We start from the raw sequence: 15927 nt of genomic DNA, 5'->3' as shown, positions 1-15927 counted from the left end.
TAATCAGACATCCGCTGCCTGCGGGTGGGCGCGTGGCACGCCAGCCGCAATATGGTTTAGGGCATCCAGGTAGGCTTTCGCCGAGGCGGTAATAATGTCCGTGTCGGCACCATGCCCGTTAACGATGCGTCCGCCCCGCTCCAGCCGCACGGTGACCTCACCCTGACTGTCGGTGCCAGAGGTAATGGCATTGACCGAGTACAACTGCAACATGGAGTCGCTTTGCGCGATCTGCTCAATGGCGCGGAAGGTGGCATCCACCGGGCCGGCTCCTTCGCAGCTGGCTTCCACTTCGCTGCCGTCCACATTCAGCACCACTCGTGCTTCCGGGGTTTCACCGGTCTTTGAGGCGACGTCCAGCAGCACCAGTTTATAGCGCTCGTCTTCCGCCGCTTTTTTCACATCGCTGACCAGTGCCTGCAAATCTTCATCAAACACTTCGTGCTTTTTATCGGCCAGATCCTTGAAGCGTTGGAAGGTATCGTTAAGCGCTTCATTGGTATCAAAACTGATGCCAAGTTCTTCCAGGCGAGCTCGAAACGCAGCACGACCAGAGTGCTTTCCGAGCACCATGCGGTTGGTGTTCCAGCCGACATCTTCGGCGCGCATGATTTCGTAGGTTTCCCGGTGCTTGAGAACGCCATCCTGATGGATACCGGATTCATGGGCGAAGGCATTGGCACCGACAATGGCCTTGTTTGGCTGCACCGGAAAACCGGTAATGGTGGACACCAGTCGCGACGCTGGAACGATGCCGGTGGTGTCAATACGGGTTTCTACCGGGAACAGGTCGCCCCGGGTGCGCACCGCCATGACAATCTCTTCCAGAGAGGCATTACCGGCACGCTCGCCCAAACCATTGATGGTGCACTCCACCTGCCGGGCACCGTTGAGCACCGCCGCCAGCGAGTTGGCCACAGCCAAACCAAGATCATTATGGCAATGCACCGAGAACACTGCTTTGTGACTGTTGGGAATACGCTCGATGAGCTGGCCAATGGTGTGGCCGAACTGTTCCGGAATGGCGTAGCCAACGGTGTCAGGAATATTGATGGTGCGCGCACCGGCGTCGATTACCTTCTCGATAATGCGACACAGGAAGTCGATCTCCGAACGGCCTGCATCCTCACAGGAAAATTCCACATCGGCACACAGATTGCGGGCATATTTCACCGCCTTTACTGCCGCTTCCACCACATCATCTGGCTGCATGCGCAGCTTGTGCTGCATATGGATCGGGCTGGTGGCAATAAAGGTATGGATGCGACCACTGGCTGCATTTTTCAAGGCTTCGCCAGCACGGTCGATATCCGCGTCCTTGGCCCGCGCCAATGAGCATACGGTGGAATCCTTGATGGTTTCGGCAATCGCCTTGACCGACTCGAAGTCGCCCTGGCTGGCGATGGCAAAACCGGCCTCGATGACATCCACCTTGAGGCGCTCAAGGGCCCGGGCAATGCGCAATTTCTCGTCGCGATCCATGGTTGCGCCGGGGCTCTGCTCGCCGTCGCGCAGGGTGGTATCGAAAATGATCAGGCGATCTTTGCTCATGGGTTCTCCGGAATACTGCGGTGGCCCCGTGGCCGCCAGCTAATCGGCCAAGTCTAGCAGAATCAGTGCAGCCCCAGCAGGCGTATCAAGCTAGCGCGCAGCGCCTCGGCCGCCTCGCGGCCGCTGATATCCTCCGCCAGCCGTATCTTGCGGCTCTGGTCCTGTGCCTCCAGATGCAGGTACTCGGTATGACGGCGACCATTGTTGCTCTTTACCCCTTGCGCCAGCTTCAGCTGGTCGGCCCGTAACAGCTCCATCTGGCGACGCCAGAGTGGTATGCCAAACCAGCGCCGCACGGTGCGTATTTGTCCGGCGCGGATTTCGGTGGTCAGTGAGCGGCCCACCGTAAACAGGCCGCCCAGCAGCATCGGGTAACCGAACAGGGAGAACACCACCGCCATCAGCCACAACATGCCGCCCTCCTCCAGTGCCTTATAGCTGAGGAAGGCTGCGGCGCCGGCAAATACCACACCAAGCAGCAACAGCATCAGTTTCATGCCCAGGTGCAGGCCGAAGGGAGAGTGCAAACGTACGCCATCGCCCAGCTGGGTCAGCTGGATCTGGCTATCCGCGGATTGCAGCGCCCGAATTCTGGCCTTGGCACTCTGCTCCTCAATATGTCGGCTGGGGATATCTACCCGCGAACGAACCGTGCCTTTTACCACGGGCACGGTATAGGTACGCTCCAGCTTGACCGGCTTGTCCGGCCCGCACAGCAACAACCGCCACAGGTGGTAGTCATTACTGACCGCCTCGCTTTCCGGCAGATGTGCCGGTGGGGTAAAGACAAACTGTAGCAGGGTGCCGACAGCGCTGGCCTCGGCAAATGGCACCAGCTCCTGCTGCCATACCAGCGACTCACGGCGGCTGCGGTTCTTGCCGCTACCTGTCACCTTGGAGCGCAGGCACTGCAATGTCAGCCGGTAAGGGTTTTCCAGACGCCACGGCTCACGCAGCTCAATAGTGCCACCGATATCACCACCGATCTGACCGGGAGCCGGATCCATCTGCACGGGTAACGGGCCATAGTGACGCCAGTTACGAAAGGTTCGAATACCCAGCCAGATCAACCAGCCTCCCACCAGCGGGAAAAGCAGCACCAACAGAATCAGGTAGTTTTCCTTGCCCAGCTCCGCCGGTAAATCGATCAGCGCCGGCAACGGCATAAGCACAAACAGGGAGCCAAACACCCACCATATCCAGTAGCCATGTTTCTCACTGGAATACACTGGTGCGGTCATCGTTACCCCGTTTATTACCACCGAAGGCGGACCGGGTTTGCGTAGCCCGAACACCATGATAAAGGCACCAATGCCGGCAAAAATAAGTCCGAAAACACTACTGAACAAAACTTTCTTCCAGCGCAGCTCCCTTACCAGAAACGACTGATCGGGCTGTGCCGGATTCACCCAGGCAGTCAGCGTGCCGCGCTGCTGACTACTTTTTATCCGCGACACAATGTCGTAGTGATCGTTGCCAATATTGTCACTGCCGGTGTCATAACTGATGCGACTGCTGTGATGATGTCTGCCGGCGAAGGTGTAGGAATAACTGCCAGCAATCCGATAGGTAGTGGAGTCCGACCCGCGCGAGCTGATCACATCAATGTTATTCAGGGTGGCCGGCACCTGCACCCAGCCGCCACTGACAAAATGCAACCGCAGGGTATCCAGTGGACTGACCACCAGCACCACCAGCCCCGCCAATAGAAATGGCAGGCCAAACAGGGCTACTCCCCAGCTTCGACCAGCCTTCGCTTTCTTTCCTGCCACCAGAAAATCCCCCCAAGCACTGCCCCCACCAACGAGCCATACAGGTGCGCATTGACGTACACCGACCCACCGATGGTATCGACCAGATAATTGACGTTATACCCCGGCGTCTGCTCCCAGGTCAGCCGGCCGATCACCACCAGCAGCGTCAGGCCATGCAACTTGGGATGACCGGACAGGCCGGTCAGCAAGCACATCACCAGCAAACCATGCAGTACCCCGGAAAACCCCACATAGCCCTGCAGCTGGGGATCCAGGAACCAGAAACCGGCACTCACCAGCGGAATCGACACCCCCAGCCATACCCACAGCCGCCGCCGGGTTAGCAGATCAGGGAAGAACAGCCAGCACAGCAGGAAGCCGGCCATATTCATGCCCATGTGCCACAGGTTCATATGCACCAGGTGGCCGGTAACCAGCCGCCATAGCTGGCCATTGGCAACCTCACTGCGCTGGTATTCCAGCCATGGGTTAACCGCCTCATGGAACAGACCAAGCACCAGCATCAGGGCAATCAGGGCAAAAACATGCCAGCGCAGAGCGGGATCGGCAGTGTGCATAACGAATCCGGTGGGAGGTTGGAGGGCAAGCATACCCGGATCAACCCGCTCAGGTCAGGTTGGCCGAAAAAACCGCACATCGGTCTTAGCGGCGAATGTCACAGTGACTCTATTATGTACACTTGTACACCTCGGCTTCGGCCGGGTATGGAGTTAATCTCCGTGAAGCTCTCCCGAGCAAAGTATTTACCGGCGCCCTCTGGGCGCCGTTTTTTTTATTGCTCCGGCAGCAGCGCCGGCAGGTCCAAATCCAGATAATACCGGGGCCTCCCGGTTTCCCGGTCTGCCAGCACCGTGCCAGTCTTCAGCATTCCATATACCGGCAGCGCCATACTCTCGGCCAAAACACCGGGGTCCAGACCGGCGATGGCCTGCGCCACCTCAGGATGCAGTGCAGCCAGTGCCTGCAGGTCGTAGGCCCGGGGCGCCATTAGCGGCACCTTCTCTTCCAGCCGGCGGTACTGCCCGGGCAGCGCCTGAATGTCCGGGGCACCGTCCAGCATGACTTTCAGCAGATAGTCCGGGTCATCGACAAGTTCGGCAAACACCGGTGCCGGTCCCCGCCAGGAACGCTCGCTGATCAGCCAGCCCGGCAGCTCTCGCTCAGCCAGGTCTTTGGGGTTGACCACATAGAAACCGTCCACCGCAAACGCCATCACTAACGGGCGCTGGGACCAGAGCGCGTAGGCACCATACAAAAGCGCACTAATCTGCAGCAAAAAAATGAACGCCATATCCAGCCACAACCAGCGCTTGCCCGGCTTGAACACCAGCAACGTCAGTAATGGACCAAGGATAAGGTCCACTGAAATGAGGATTCGCAAAGGCCCCCAGGCACCTTCGTAATCAAAAAACGGGGCCGGATACCAGAACACAAAAACCAGCATCAGCACTGCAGCAATGATCGCAACACTGATTGCCAAATGCAGCAGAAATGCTTTAACCCTTGGCGCCATAACGCTCCTCCCGATCAAGGAAAAACTGTGCAAGCTGCCCTATCAGACCAGAATCCGGCTAGCATACAAGATATCGAAGCTATGCCCGCTCCCTATGCGTCTGCGAACCCGTGTCTTTATAACCCTGCTGTCAGTCAGTGTTGTGCTGGTACTAACCATGGCCGGGCTATTCCAGTTCGGCTTCGAACGTGGCCTGGACCGCTTTCTCAACGAGCGCCGCCAGTCATTGCTCAGCGAGATTGCCGCCGATCTGTCCGGTTACTACAGCGAGCGTGGCGATTTTGACGGCATTGGCCTGCGCCTGCTGATCTGGGCAGAAGAGGATGGTCGCAATCAGCCGCCGGATAACCTGGTGCTGCTGGATGCCGAGCGCATGCCTTTATTCGGACCGCAGTTACCGGAAGATGAACTGGTGCTATACCCCATTGAAGTCTTCACCGAGGTGGTCGGTTGGGTTGGCGTGCCCAGTGCCAGTCGCCACCGCGACCGTCTGGCGCGCAATTTCCGCGACAGTCAGATAGAAACCCTGATCCGCATTATCCTGCCCGCCCTGCTGCTGGCCCTTATCGGCACCTGGTTGCTGTCACGCCAGTTGCTCAGGCCCATTGAGCAAAGCGCGGCACTGGCACGACGACTCAGTGACGGTGAGTATCAGGCCCGCTTGCCCGAGCAGCGCGACGACGAACTGGGTGATCTGATCCGCAGCATGAACCGACTGGCCCACTCGCTGGCCGCATCCAGCACCGCCCGGGAGCGTTGGCTGGCGGATATCTCCCATGAACTGCGCACCCCGGTGGCGGTGCTGCAGGGCGAGCTTGAGGCGCTGGTTGATGGAATCCGCGCCCCGGACCCACAGCGTCTGGCCTCGCTACATCAGGAGGTATTGCACCTGCGGCACCTGCTTGATGACCTGCACGATCTCGCCCTGGCGGATGCCGGTGCGCTGCGCTACCGGTTTGTCCGCCTCGACCTGAAAGCACTTTTGCAAGACGCCCTGCAGGCCATGGGCGGACGCCTTGCTGATCATGCGCTGCAGCTTTCCCTGCAAGCTGATTCCCAGCCTGTAATGATGCAAGGGGATGCCACCCGTCTGCGCCAGCTGATTGATAACCTGCTCGACAACAGCATCAAGTACACCGACCGTGGCGGCCAGATTCAGGTTTCGCTGCAAAGCACCGCCGAGGGAATACAACTGACCCTGGCCGACAGCGCTCCCGGCGTTGCCGAGCAGAATCACGACAAACTGTTCGAGCGCCTGTTCCGGGTGGAGAGTTCGCGCAATCGGGAACTGGGCGGCGCCGGTCTTGGTCTGGCCCTGTGCCGGCGCATCGCCGAGGCCCATGGAGGCAATATTACTGCAGCCGCATCACCACTGGGCGGCCTGCAAATCACCGTAAACCTGAGAAAATCCCCATGACCCGGGTACTGATTATCGAAGATGAGGACAAACTGGCCAGCCTGCTATCGGACTATTGCCGCCACGCGGGCTTTGAGCCAACGGTTTGTCAGCGTGGTGCCGCAGGCCTGCAACACTTGCGCGATCAGGGCGCTGATGTGGTGCTGCTCGACTTGATGCTACCGGATGGCGATGGTCTGGACGTGTGCAAGGAGATGCGCCGTTTTAGCAGCGTACCGATTTTGATTATCAGCGCCAAAGTGGACGAACTGGACCGCCTGTTGGGTCTGGAACTGGGTGCCGACGACTATATCTGCAAGCCCTTCAGCCCCCGCGAAGTAATCGCCCGCATCAAGGTAATTCTGCGCCGCCTGCAGCAGCCCGCCAGCAATGACAGTAATCTGCAACTGGATGCGGACCGCCTGACCATTAGTCTGGCCGGCCAGACACTTTCCCTGACCGCCGTGGAGTTTGCCCTGATGCAGGCGCTGGCGGACCACCCGGGCTATATCCGTTCGCGCCAGCAGTTGATGGACCGGATCTACGACGACCACCGCATCGTCAGTGATCGCACCATCGACAGCCATGTGAAAAAGCTGCGCCAGAAACTGGCCGAGCGCTTTCCCGGCATCCCGTTTATCGACTCAGTCTATGGCGCCGGCTACCGGCTTGGCAGCCTCAGTCCGGAAACCGCTGAATAATCCCCTATCCCTGCCCGGTGCTTGCGTATTCGTTGCACATTCTGCGGCCATGATGTCTGGGTAGACACAATCATTCGGGAGACACAACATGAAGAAGACACTACTTGCTCTGCTAATTGCCGCACCTCTGGCCGCCACTCCGCTATTGGCCAACGCCCAGCCGGATCAGGACCGCTTTCAGGAACATGCCCTTGAGCGCATGCAAAAGAACCTGGATCTATCTGCCCAGCAAAAAACACAGATAGACAAGATCTTCAGGGAGCATCGTGAAGAAATGGAAGCGCTGCGCGGCAAGACCCATGAACGGGTGAATGCTGTTCTGAACGAAGAACAGCGCGCCAAGATGGCTACCATGCAGGAACAGCGCAAGGAACGATGGGAGGAGCGCAAAAGCGAAATGAAGGAAAAGCGCGGCGAGAAAATGAAGCAGTAATAGCACACGGCAGGAGCAGCTGGCCTGGCTGCTCCTGCCGTGCTGTCACAACTCACTGCTACAATTCACCACTACAACAGCGCCCGTCGCATATCCGTCAGCAACTGATTAACGAAGGTTATAAACCGGGCCGCGTCTGCCCCATCAATGACCCGATGATCATAGGACAGGGATAACGGCAGCATCAGCCGGGGCTCAAAATCCTTACCATTCCAACGCGGTTTCATTTCCGATTTACTGACCCCGAGAATCGCCACTTCAGGCCAGTTAACGATCGGTGTAAACGCCGTGCCACCAATTCCACCCAGCGATGAAATACTGAAAGTGCCACCCTGCATATCCGCGGGAGTGAGCTTGCGATTGCGTGCTTTGGCAGCCAACTCGGATACTTCCGCAGCAATCTGCACGATGCCTTTCTTATCCGCATCGCGCAGCACTGGCACCATCAAACCGTTTTCCGTTTCTACCGCCACACCGATATGCACGTAGCGCTTCTCGATTAGCACTTCGCCATCCACCGTCAGCGAACTGTTGAAACGGGGGAACTTGTGCAGCGCCACAGCGCAGGCACGCACCAGGAAAGCCAGCATGGTCAGTTTTACGCCTTCATTTTTCAGACGCTGATTTTCACTTTGTCGAAATGCTTCCAGCTCGGTGATATCCGCGTCATCGTGCTGGGTAACATGGGGAATGGTTAGCCAGCTACGGTGCAGGTTAGCTGCAGCCACTTTACGCAGCTTGTTCAGCTCTACCCGCTCGATGTCACCAAATCGACTGAAATCAATTTCCGGCAGGGCTGGCAATACACCTCCTGCCGACACAGTCGATTGCGACTGGGCAAGCTTCTGCTTAACCCAGGCATGCACATCTTCCTGAAGAATACGTTTTCGTGGCCCTGTGCCTTTGATCGGCGCCAAATCCACTCCCAGCTCACGGGCCAGTTTGCGTACCCCAGGCCCTGCGTGTACCGGCTGCGAGGACGAAGCCACCGACAGCTCGGGGATTTTCACTGCAGACTGGGGCGCTGCCGCTGGCTCTGCCGGCGTCCCTTGCTCAGTGTCTTGCGAGGTCGGCGGTGGAGCCGATTGCGGTTCTGCCGCCGATGCCCGCGCTGCAGTCTCCGAAACACCAGACAGCAGGCCGAGCAAGTCGCCAGTTTTCAGCTTATCGCCTACTTTGACTGACAGCTTGCTCAGCACACCAGAGGCCAGCGCCGGAATTTCCACCGAGGCCTTGTCCGACTCCAGCACCGCAACAATCTGATCAACGTTGACTTGGTCGCCTTCCTTGATCAGTAGCTCAATAATCTCGGCGCCATCAATATCACCCAGATCGGGCACCCGAAGTTCACCGTCGGCGCCAGCCGCTTTACTAGCCGTAGCTGCAACCGGCGGCGCCTTCTTTGCCACAGCAGGCTGACTGTCCGGCTCGGGCTTTTCCTCCAGCTTGCTCTTCTCTACCTCACTTAGCTCCAGTTCCAGCAGTGCATCGCCCTGCTTCACCCGGTCGCCGGTTTTCACCAGCACCTTGCTAACCTTGCCAGCCTTCGGCAGAGGCACTTCCACGGTGGCTTTATCCGACTCCAGCACCACAATGGTGGCTTCCTGCTCCAGCTGGTCTCCAGCCTTGACCGGTACTTCAATCACATCCACTGCATCATCGCTGCCGATATCCGGCACGCGCACGGTTTCCATGCTCATGCTGTTCTCCTCAATGCAGCGGCGGGTAGGGTTTGTTGGCATCGATGCCAAATTTTTTCATCGCAGCGACAACCTGCTTGCCGTCCATCTGCCCCTCATCTGCCAGCGCTTTCAACGCCGCCAGCGCGATAAAATAGCGGTCCACTTCAAAGAACTGGCGCAGCTTCTGGCGCGAATCACTGCGGCCAAAACCGTCTGTGCCGAGTACCACATAACGCTGCCTGATCCATGGCCTGATCAGATCGCCCTGCAACTTCATATGGTCGGTGGCGGTAATCACCGGCCCCTTGGCATCCTTGAGACAATCCTGCACCCAGCAGGTCTTGGCCGGTTTGTCCGCATGCAGCAGGTTATCGCGGTCCACCCGCATGCCTTCGCGACGCAGTTCGGTAAAGCTGGTGACGCTCCAGATGTCGGCAGCTACTGCAAAGTCTTGCTGCAGAATTTCCGCAGCGGCTTCTACCTCACGCAAAATAGTGCCGCTGCCCAGTAACTGCACATGCAGTTTCGACTTACCTTTTGCTGCCGCCTTTTTCAACGGATACATGCCACGCAAAATGCCTTTCTCTGCGCCCTTGGGCATCACTCCGTGAACATAGTTTTCGTTCATCAAGGTAAGGTAATAAAACACCTTCTCCTGCTCGCCATACATGCGCCTCAGACCATCCTGCAGGATTACCGCCAGCTCGTAGGCGTAAGTCGGGTCGTAACCGATGCAGTTCGGAATGGTGCTGGCCAGCAAATGACTATGGCCATCCTGATGCTGCAGGCCTTCACCGTTCAAGGTGGTACGTCCGGCGGTAGCGCCCAGCAAAAAGCCCTTGGCCTGACTGTCACCAGCGGCCCAGGCCAGATCGCCGATACGCTGGAAGCCGAACATGGAGTAATAGATATAAAACGGAATCATCGGCTTGTCGTGCACCGAATAGCTGGTGCCGGCGGCAATCCAGGCAGACATGGCTCCCGCCTCGTTAATGCCCTCTTCCAGAATCCGGCCCTTTTTATCTTCCCGGTAATACATCACCTGACCGGCATCCTCCGGCTGGTATTTCTGCCCTTCTGAAGAGTAGATACCCAGCTGACGGAACATGCCTTCCATACCAAAAGTACGTGCTTCGTCCGGAACAATGGGCACCACGCGATCACCGATGCCCGGCTGCTTGATCAGCGTCGACAACATGCGCACAAACGCCATGGTGGTAGAGATTTCCCGCTCACCGCTGCCTTCTTCGATAAATTGTTTAAAGGCCGATAAGGGTGGTACTGGCAGCCTTTCCGAAGAGCTGCTTCGCCGCGCAGGTAAAACACCACCGCCCAGCTCCGCCCGGCGCTCACGCATGTAGCGCATTTCCGGGCTGTCTTGCGCCGGCCGATAGAACGGCACATCTTCAAGCTGTTCATCAGTAAACGGCATATTGAAGCGGTCGCGGAAGTCCTTCAGCGACTCCATATCCAGCTTTTTCATCTGGTGGGCTTTGTTCACTGCCTCGCCCGCACCAGTGGCATAACCCTTGATGGTTTTCGCCAGAATTACCGTTGGCCGGCCAGTGCTATTAGCTGCTTCATGATAGGCCGCGTAGACCTTGTAGGGGTCGTGTCCACCACGGTTCAAGTCCGTGATTTCATCGTCAGAGAGATGCGCCACCATCTCCTTGAGCTCCGGGTATTTGCCAAAGAAATGTTCCCGCGTGTAGGCGCCGCCGTTTTTCTTGTAGGCCTGATATTCACCGTCAACGCACTCTTCCATGCGCCGACGTAACAGTCCTTTGTGATCACGGGCCAGCAACTGATCCCAGCGCCGCCCCCAGATCACCTTGATAACATTCCATCCGGCGCCGCGGAACAGACCTTCCAGCTCCTGAATAATCTTGCCGTTACCACGCACTGGGCCATCCAGGCGCTGCAAATTACAGTTCACCACAAAAATCAGGTTATCCAGTTTTTCTCGCCCGGCCAAAGCCAATGCGCCGAGAGATTCCGGCTCGTCCATTTCGCCGTCGCCGAGGAAAGCCCAGACCTTACGCTGCTGGGCCGGGATCAGCTCCTGATGCTCCATATACTTCATGAAGTGGGCCTGGTAGATCGCCTGAATCGCACCAAGGCCCATGGACACCGTGGGAAACTGCCAGAAATCCGGCATCAGCCAGGGGTGCGGATAGGACGACAAACCAGCACCATCCACCTCGCGGCGATAATTATTCAGCTGCTCTTCTGTCAGCCGCCCTTCAAGAAAAGCTTGAGCGTAAATACCTGGTGCGGAATGCCCCTGGTAATAAATCAGGTCACCGCCAAAGGTATCCGTAGCGGCGCGAAAAAAGTGATTGAAGCCAATGTCATAGAGCGTCGCCGATGAGGCAAACGTGGCGATATGGCCGCCCAGATCATCGTCGTTCATGTTGGCCCGCATCACCATAGCAAGCGCATTCCAGCGCACCAGTGAACGGATACGCCGCTCCATCATCATGTCGCCGGGTAACGGCTGCTGCCTTTCCGGCGAGATGGTATTGAGATAAGGGGTATATAGATGCTTGCGGTAGATGCCCAATTCGGAGGCGGTATCGGACAGTCGATCAATCAACCAACCGGCCCTTTCCGGGCTTTCCTGTTCAATTACGGAGTTCAGTGAATCAAGCCACTCACGGGTTTCCGCCGGGTCCTGATCATCAAAAAAGCTGCGCGTCATGGCTATCTGTCCTTGGTCGCGTGAAACAACGGGCCGGGGTCACCGGCCTGCCGCAGAGCTGAGCGGTGTGTGGGTAAACACACCGTCTAGGAGAGTATGGCGCCGTGACTAATGGCCGGCAAGGACAGGTTCGTGTAAAAAAATGTCAGACCAGCATGATCCAGATCGCCGCCAGAATGAGCCACAGGGCAAGACAGCGCAGCAACAGGGACTGCAGCGCTTCGAGCATATCCACACCCGCTGGCAGATCGTCCTGATCCGGTGCCTCACCAAGATCCAGCGCAGCGATAGTGGCGTCTTCCAGAACCTGACGATTGTCTTCCAGCTGCAACATGCGGCCATCCACGGCATCCATCACCCGACGGAAATCTCCCGCCAGGGCCATGACCAGAATCAGCAGCCGCGATGGCAGCCAAAACATGGCTGCGTCCACGGTCAGCGCGGCCTGCTGCCCGGGTGCTGATGAACGGCTCATCAACCAACGATTGGCCAGATACAAGAAGGCCGCCCAGTAACCCAACGCCATCAGAAAAAATACGGTGGCAAACAGATGACCGCTGTCGCGGTGCAAAATGCGCATCATTAACTCGGCAAAATAGCCGTCATCGCCGGGCTTACCCTCGGCGCCAAAATGCTCCGTTGCCAGATTGCCCAGCGTATCCGGATCGTTCATCCGGCCACGCACCAGCATGTCATCAAGATGGCGGAACTCGCTTTCCGGCCCCAGTAATGCCAGCAGCAACAGTCCGCCGGCCAACCAGCCGGCCAGCCCCCAGAGCAAGTCATGCAGCACCAGCATCAGGATGGCAACCAGCAGTGACGGCAATGCCACCCGAACGGCCCAGGCCAGCAAGTCCGGCGTACTGTCCGCCAGCAGCTTGCCGATTGCCTGCTGCAGGCGCTCCATTTGCCCACCACCCGCCAGCCACGCCGGCCACACCACATCCAGTCGACGTAATCCAAGTACTACCAGCAGCACCAGAAGCTTCATCAGTTTCACTCTCCGTTGTGCGTTGTCTGTTAGCCGGGGGTATCAGGCCAGCTTGCCGGAATCACCTGTCCCTTCCACCCTGGCCCACTCAAACGCTGGCCCCGGGTCAGTTTTTCTGCCCGGCGCAATCTGATCATGCCCGGCCAGCGCCTGCGGGGGAATCCCGTAGTGTTGCCGCAGCACTTCGAGCAACTCGTTCAACCGAGCATACTGCATGCTTGTGTAAGCTTCATGATCACTGCCTTCAAGCTCAATGCCGATAGAAAAGTCGTTACAGTTTTCCCGTCCCTGCCACTGCGACTTGCCTGCATGCCAGGCACGCTGGTGGCAGGCCACATACTGCACCAGCTCACCATCACGGCGGATAAGAAAGTGTGATGACACTTGCATGGCGGCAATTTCGGCAAAATAGGGGTGAGCGTGCGGATCAAGACAATTGCAGAACAGCTCATCAATATGCGGACCACCAAACTGCGCCGGTGGCAAACTGATGTTATGGATCACAATCAGGGAAATGTCGTTGGTGTCCGGACGCTCATTGAAATTCGGCGATGGACAGTGACGGGCCTCAATCACCCAGTGGTTCTTCACGGTCAGCAACGGCGTGTCCTCCAGCGGCGCATACGTCAGAGCATATGCCTACATAACGTCGCCACAGTATCGACACTTTGACTGCCGAGTAAAAGCTCAGGCACTAACAGGTTGTTGCCGCATGCGCCGCAGATCACCGATCACCGATTCCAGCGCCCGGTCAAACAGCGGGCTGCCGTCTACTACACGGATTTCACCGGCCTCTACTGCCAGCGCCAGCGCCATGCCGGAATACTCCGCCTCGCGGATACCGCGGGCGTTGATAAACACCAGCTTGCTGCCATGGCGCACATTGGCCGCCAACCGCAGGCGCTTACTGCCTTCGCCGCCACCAATATCAATCCAGGTTCCGGACTTCATGGTACAGGCCATTTTCAAAGTCGGATGATCAATCGGCAGTTCTTCCGCCTCCTCTTGTTCAGCTTGCTGCTCGGGCTCCACTTGCGGCTCCGGCTCCAGCACTACTACTTCGCGGGCCGGTTCAACATCCGTGACGGGCTGCAGCAGCTGGCCATGCAGCACCACCAGCTCATCCAGCATCCGGCGCTGCTCGCGAGCGTCATAGCCAATAGCTTCAAGTCCCTTGCGCAGGCTGACTATCAACTTAGGCGCCAAATCAGCCAGCTTGGCCCGCGCTGCATCATCTTTCTTCGGCAGCACGCTCCAGATCAGTACCTCAAGCACTTTCAGATAGCGATTCCACGGCTCGCTGCCACTGCCCTCACGCAAACAGGTCAGATACAGCACCTGCTGCCAGGCGTCTCGAATCAGGCTGGCCGCTACGGCGGGCAAGGCTCGCTGGCCAATGCGTTCCTGCACGGCCACGGTGACAATACGCCGGGTCTGCTCGGCCAGCACCTTACCTTGCTCCACTTCCTGCAGGCGCTCTTCGATACGCTGGCGCTGGCTTTCCTGTCGATCTACCACATCTTCGATATCCGCACGCAGGCGCTCGAACAGGCGCGCATCCAAATCAAAATCATTCAGCACCTTGAACACGCTTTCGCGAATCAACCGATAAAGCGGATCAGACACTCCTTGAGAAGACGACCACTGGCTGCCCGCCTTGGCCAGCGTATTAAGAAATTGCCGAGCAGCATGTTGTTCATTGCTAAAGAAGCTTTTATCAGCGATGGCCGTCTTCAGGAACGGAATCTGCAAACGGCCGATCAGCGCCTTGATTTCAGTGGCCAGCGCCTGATCGTCGAAAATAAAATCAAACAGCATCGACACCAGATTAATCACCGCGTCGTCTGCCTGATCAAGGGCATGCACAGCTTCCTCACCACCTTCCGCACCGAGCAGACTGGATAGCTCAACCCGGACATCCATATCTTCAGCGCGCAACGGATCATGGCCATCCTGACCAAGTTCCTCCAGTGAAGTTTCCACTCTCTGCAGACGATTAAGCATGCCTACCAGATCATTCGAGGAAACCTGACGAACATGGCCCGGGTCGGTAACTGGCGCGCCATTCACATAGGCCACGCCGCCTTGCATGACTGCCATATTGGAAGGCGCCGGCCCGCCCCCCGGACGCGCCGAGATCAGCCGCACCGCATCCAGCAATTCGCCAAACATGGCGTAAAGGGCGGCCGGGTCTGCCGCCGCCCCAGCGCCACCTGCCGATCCCAGCAATGACTCAATCGGATTAACCTGCGATGCACTATCTTTAGCTTTAGGTACGCTCTGACCAGGCTGGCGGCTGGCGCGAATCGGTGGCGCCGTCATGTCTGGCAGCACACCGCTGTCGATCAGCGTCTGGTTGGCTTCGGTAATAACGAAGCCCAGCTCACTAAGCACCAGCCGCTCAAATAGCTTGTACATGATCAGCCGGGTCTTGATATCCACATCCAGCTTTTCCGTCTCGACGCGGAAAGCGGCAACAATCTGTGCCGGGTCCAGCGGGCTATTACGCTCACTGAACTCCCTCTTGCCCTCACTAAGATATTCAAGCCGGTGATTAAAGGCCCGCAACTGGGTTTCGCTGACCATGCGCACCCGGCGCGACATGGTATTAATGGCCAGATCCACTTCCATCTGGTCTTCCTGCACCAGGGACAGACTGTCCAGATCGAGTTTGCCCAGCACCGAGGAGCCATCTTCACCGAGGTAAGCGCTGCGAAACTGATTTTCCAGCGCCTGACGGAAACCGGACTCAACTCCGGCACGCTTCAGGCGCAGCTCACGCATGGCATCCAGAGCGCCACTTTGCTGACCCTCAGACAGATCGAACAGCTTGTCATCGGCGCTATCGAGCATATCGCACAGGTAGCCCACCAGAAGCTCACAGGCGCGCACGCTGGCCTTTTCTACAGGCCGCGGCAGAGGCTTGGGCGGGCGGCCCGGGCTCACAGTTTTCAGCGGCGTCACTTTGTCCACGAGGGCACCTGGGCGGTTATATTGTGATCACACTATCACCGGCCAGAAGTAAGCATTATGAGGTAGTTCTCAAATAATTATTTATTCTTACTATTTCTCGAACTCCCTCATTCCTGCGCTAACAAGCGGGCCACAGCGCCTAAGCCCTTTGCCGGCCAGCCCCCATGCTCTAAGCTAATCCGCTTCACTGCCGCCGACACGGAACGCCAAT

Annotated in this window: 12 protein-coding genes; 3 read left to right on the top strand and 9 right to left on the bottom strand. The window is 57.8% G+C overall.

The window, feature by feature from the left end; all coding sequences use genetic code 11:
- Nucleotides 1-3 precede the first annotated feature (3 nt).
- The 4 genes from J1C54_RS00650 to J1C54_RS00635 all read right to left on the bottom strand — a co-directional run bounded on the left by J1C54_RS00650 (nucleotide 4) and on the right by J1C54_RS00635 (nucleotide 4839).
- A complete protein-coding gene (locus tag J1C54_RS00650; protein ID WP_229143895.1) occupies nucleotides 4-1551 on the bottom strand; it encodes a 2-isopropylmalate synthase in 1548 nt (515 codons plus the stop codon).
- A 62-nt stretch (nucleotides 1552-1613) separates the two neighbouring features.
- Nucleotides 1614-3323 (bottom strand): DUF3592 domain-containing protein, encoded by a 1710-nt coding sequence (locus tag J1C54_RS00645; protein ID WP_229143894.1) that lies wholly within the window; start codon nucleotides 3321-3323, stop codon nucleotides 1614-1616.
- The gene (rrtA, locus tag J1C54_RS00640) at nucleotides 3281-3883 is read right to left on the bottom strand and encodes a rhombosortase (RefSeq protein ID WP_229143893.1); all 603 of its coding nucleotides are present in this window, start codon (nucleotides 3881-3883) and stop codon (nucleotides 3281-3283) included. Before rrtA ends, J1C54_RS00645 begins: the two co-directional genes overlap by 43 nt.
- A 215-nt stretch (nucleotides 3884-4098) precedes the next feature.
- Complete coding sequence (locus J1C54_RS00635; protein ID WP_229143892.1) at nucleotides 4099-4839, bottom strand: hypothetical protein; 741 nt, start codon at nucleotides 4837-4839, stop codon at nucleotides 4099-4101.
- 94 nt (nucleotides 4840-4933) lie between these two features.
- On the opposite strand from J1C54_RS00635, the gene J1C54_RS00630 reads away from it, so the two are divergent.
- The 3 genes from J1C54_RS00630 to J1C54_RS00620 all read left to right on the top strand — a co-directional run bounded on the left by J1C54_RS00630 (nucleotide 4934) and on the right by J1C54_RS00620 (nucleotide 7369).
- The gene (locus J1C54_RS00630) at nucleotides 4934-6256 is read left to right on the top strand and encodes an ATP-binding protein (protein ID WP_229143891.1); all 1323 of its coding nucleotides are present in this window, start codon (nucleotides 4934-4936) and stop codon (nucleotides 6254-6256) included.
- Nucleotides 6253-6936 (top strand): response regulator, encoded by a 684-nt coding sequence (locus J1C54_RS00625; protein WP_229143890.1) that lies wholly within the window; start codon nucleotides 6253-6255, stop codon nucleotides 6934-6936. Before J1C54_RS00630 ends, J1C54_RS00625 begins: the two co-directional genes overlap by 4 nt.
- A gap of 88 nt (nucleotides 6937-7024) precedes the next feature.
- Nucleotides 7025-7369 (top strand): hypothetical protein, encoded by a 345-nt coding sequence (locus J1C54_RS00620; protein ID WP_229143889.1) that lies wholly within the window; start codon nucleotides 7025-7027, stop codon nucleotides 7367-7369.
- 71 nt (nucleotides 7370-7440) lie between these two features.
- On the opposite strand, the gene aceF is transcribed toward J1C54_RS00620, so the two are convergent.
- The 5 genes from aceF to J1C54_RS00595 form a co-directional block, all read right to left on the bottom strand.
- Entirely contained in the window at nucleotides 7441-9069 is a 1629-nt protein-coding gene (gene aceF, locus J1C54_RS00615; RefSeq protein ID WP_229143888.1) for a dihydrolipoyllysine-residue acetyltransferase, read from the bottom strand.
- A 10-nt stretch (nucleotides 9070-9079) separates the two neighbouring features.
- Nucleotides 9080-11752: a pyruvate dehydrogenase (acetyl-transferring), homodimeric type gene (aceE, locus tag J1C54_RS00610; protein WP_229143887.1), complete on the bottom strand. Its 2673-nt coding sequence runs from the start codon at nucleotides 11750-11752 to the stop codon at nucleotides 9080-9082.
- Between the two features lie 145 nt (nucleotides 11753-11897).
- Nucleotides 11898-12743, bottom strand: coding sequence for a hypothetical protein (locus J1C54_RS00605; RefSeq protein WP_229143886.1), 846 nt, complete (start codon nucleotides 12741-12743; stop codon nucleotides 11898-11900).
- Between the two features lie 42 nt (nucleotides 12744-12785).
- On the bottom strand, nucleotides 12786-13343 hold the full coding sequence (gene ampD / locus J1C54_RS00600) for a 1,6-anhydro-N-acetylmuramyl-L-alanine amidase AmpD (RefSeq protein ID WP_229143885.1): 558 nt from the start codon (nucleotides 13341-13343) through the stop codon (nucleotides 12786-12788).
- 87 nt (nucleotides 13344-13430) lie between these two features.
- A complete protein-coding gene (locus J1C54_RS00595) occupies nucleotides 13431-15716 on the bottom strand; it encodes a DUF1631 domain-containing protein (protein ID WP_229143884.1) in 2286 nt (761 codons plus the stop codon).
- Nucleotides 15717-15927 lie beyond the last annotated feature (211 nt).

This window comes from Alcanivorax sp. 1008 (genome assembly GCF_020667895.1).
In the GTDB taxonomy this organism is placed as follows: Bacteria; Pseudomonadota; Gammaproteobacteria; order Pseudomonadales; family Alcanivoracaceae; genus PGZG01.
Note: the sequence above shows the minus strand (reverse complement) of the source record. Positions and strands in the feature narration are given on the sequence as shown.

What these genes read in the sequence shown, in the direction of transcription:
- J1C54_RS00630 (WP_229143891.1), top strand. Translation starts at nt 4,934, where the DNA reads ATGCGTCTGCGAACCCGTGTCTTTATAACCCTGCTGTCAGTCAGTGTT.
- J1C54_RS00650 (WP_229143895.1), bottom strand. Translation starts at nt 1,551, where the DNA reads ATGAGCAAAGATCGCCTGATCATTTTCGATACCACCCTGCGCGACGGC.
- J1C54_RS00605 (WP_229143886.1), bottom strand. Translation starts at nt 12,743, where the DNA reads ATGAAGCTTCTGGTGCTGCTGGTAGTACTTGGATTACGTCGACTGGAT.
- aceF (WP_229143888.1), bottom strand. Translation starts at nt 9,069, where the DNA reads ATGAGCATGGAAACCGTGCGCGTGCCGGATATCGGCAGCGATGATGCA.
- aceE (WP_229143887.1), bottom strand. Translation starts at nt 11,752, where the DNA reads ATGACGCGCAGCTTTTTTGATGATCAGGACCCGGCGGAAACCCGTGAG.
- J1C54_RS00625 (WP_229143890.1), top strand. Translation starts at nt 6,253, where the DNA reads ATGACCCGGGTACTGATTATCGAAGATGAGGACAAACTGGCCAGCCTG.
- J1C54_RS00635 (WP_229143892.1), bottom strand. Translation starts at nt 4,839, where the DNA reads ATGGCGCCAAGGGTTAAAGCATTTCTGCTGCATTTGGCAATCAGTGTT.
- rrtA (WP_229143893.1), bottom strand. Translation starts at nt 3,883, where the DNA reads ATGCACACTGCCGATCCCGCTCTGCGCTGGCATGTTTTTGCCCTGATT.
- J1C54_RS00620 (WP_229143889.1), top strand. Translation starts at nt 7,025, where the DNA reads ATGAAGAAGACACTACTTGCTCTGCTAATTGCCGCACCTCTGGCCGCC.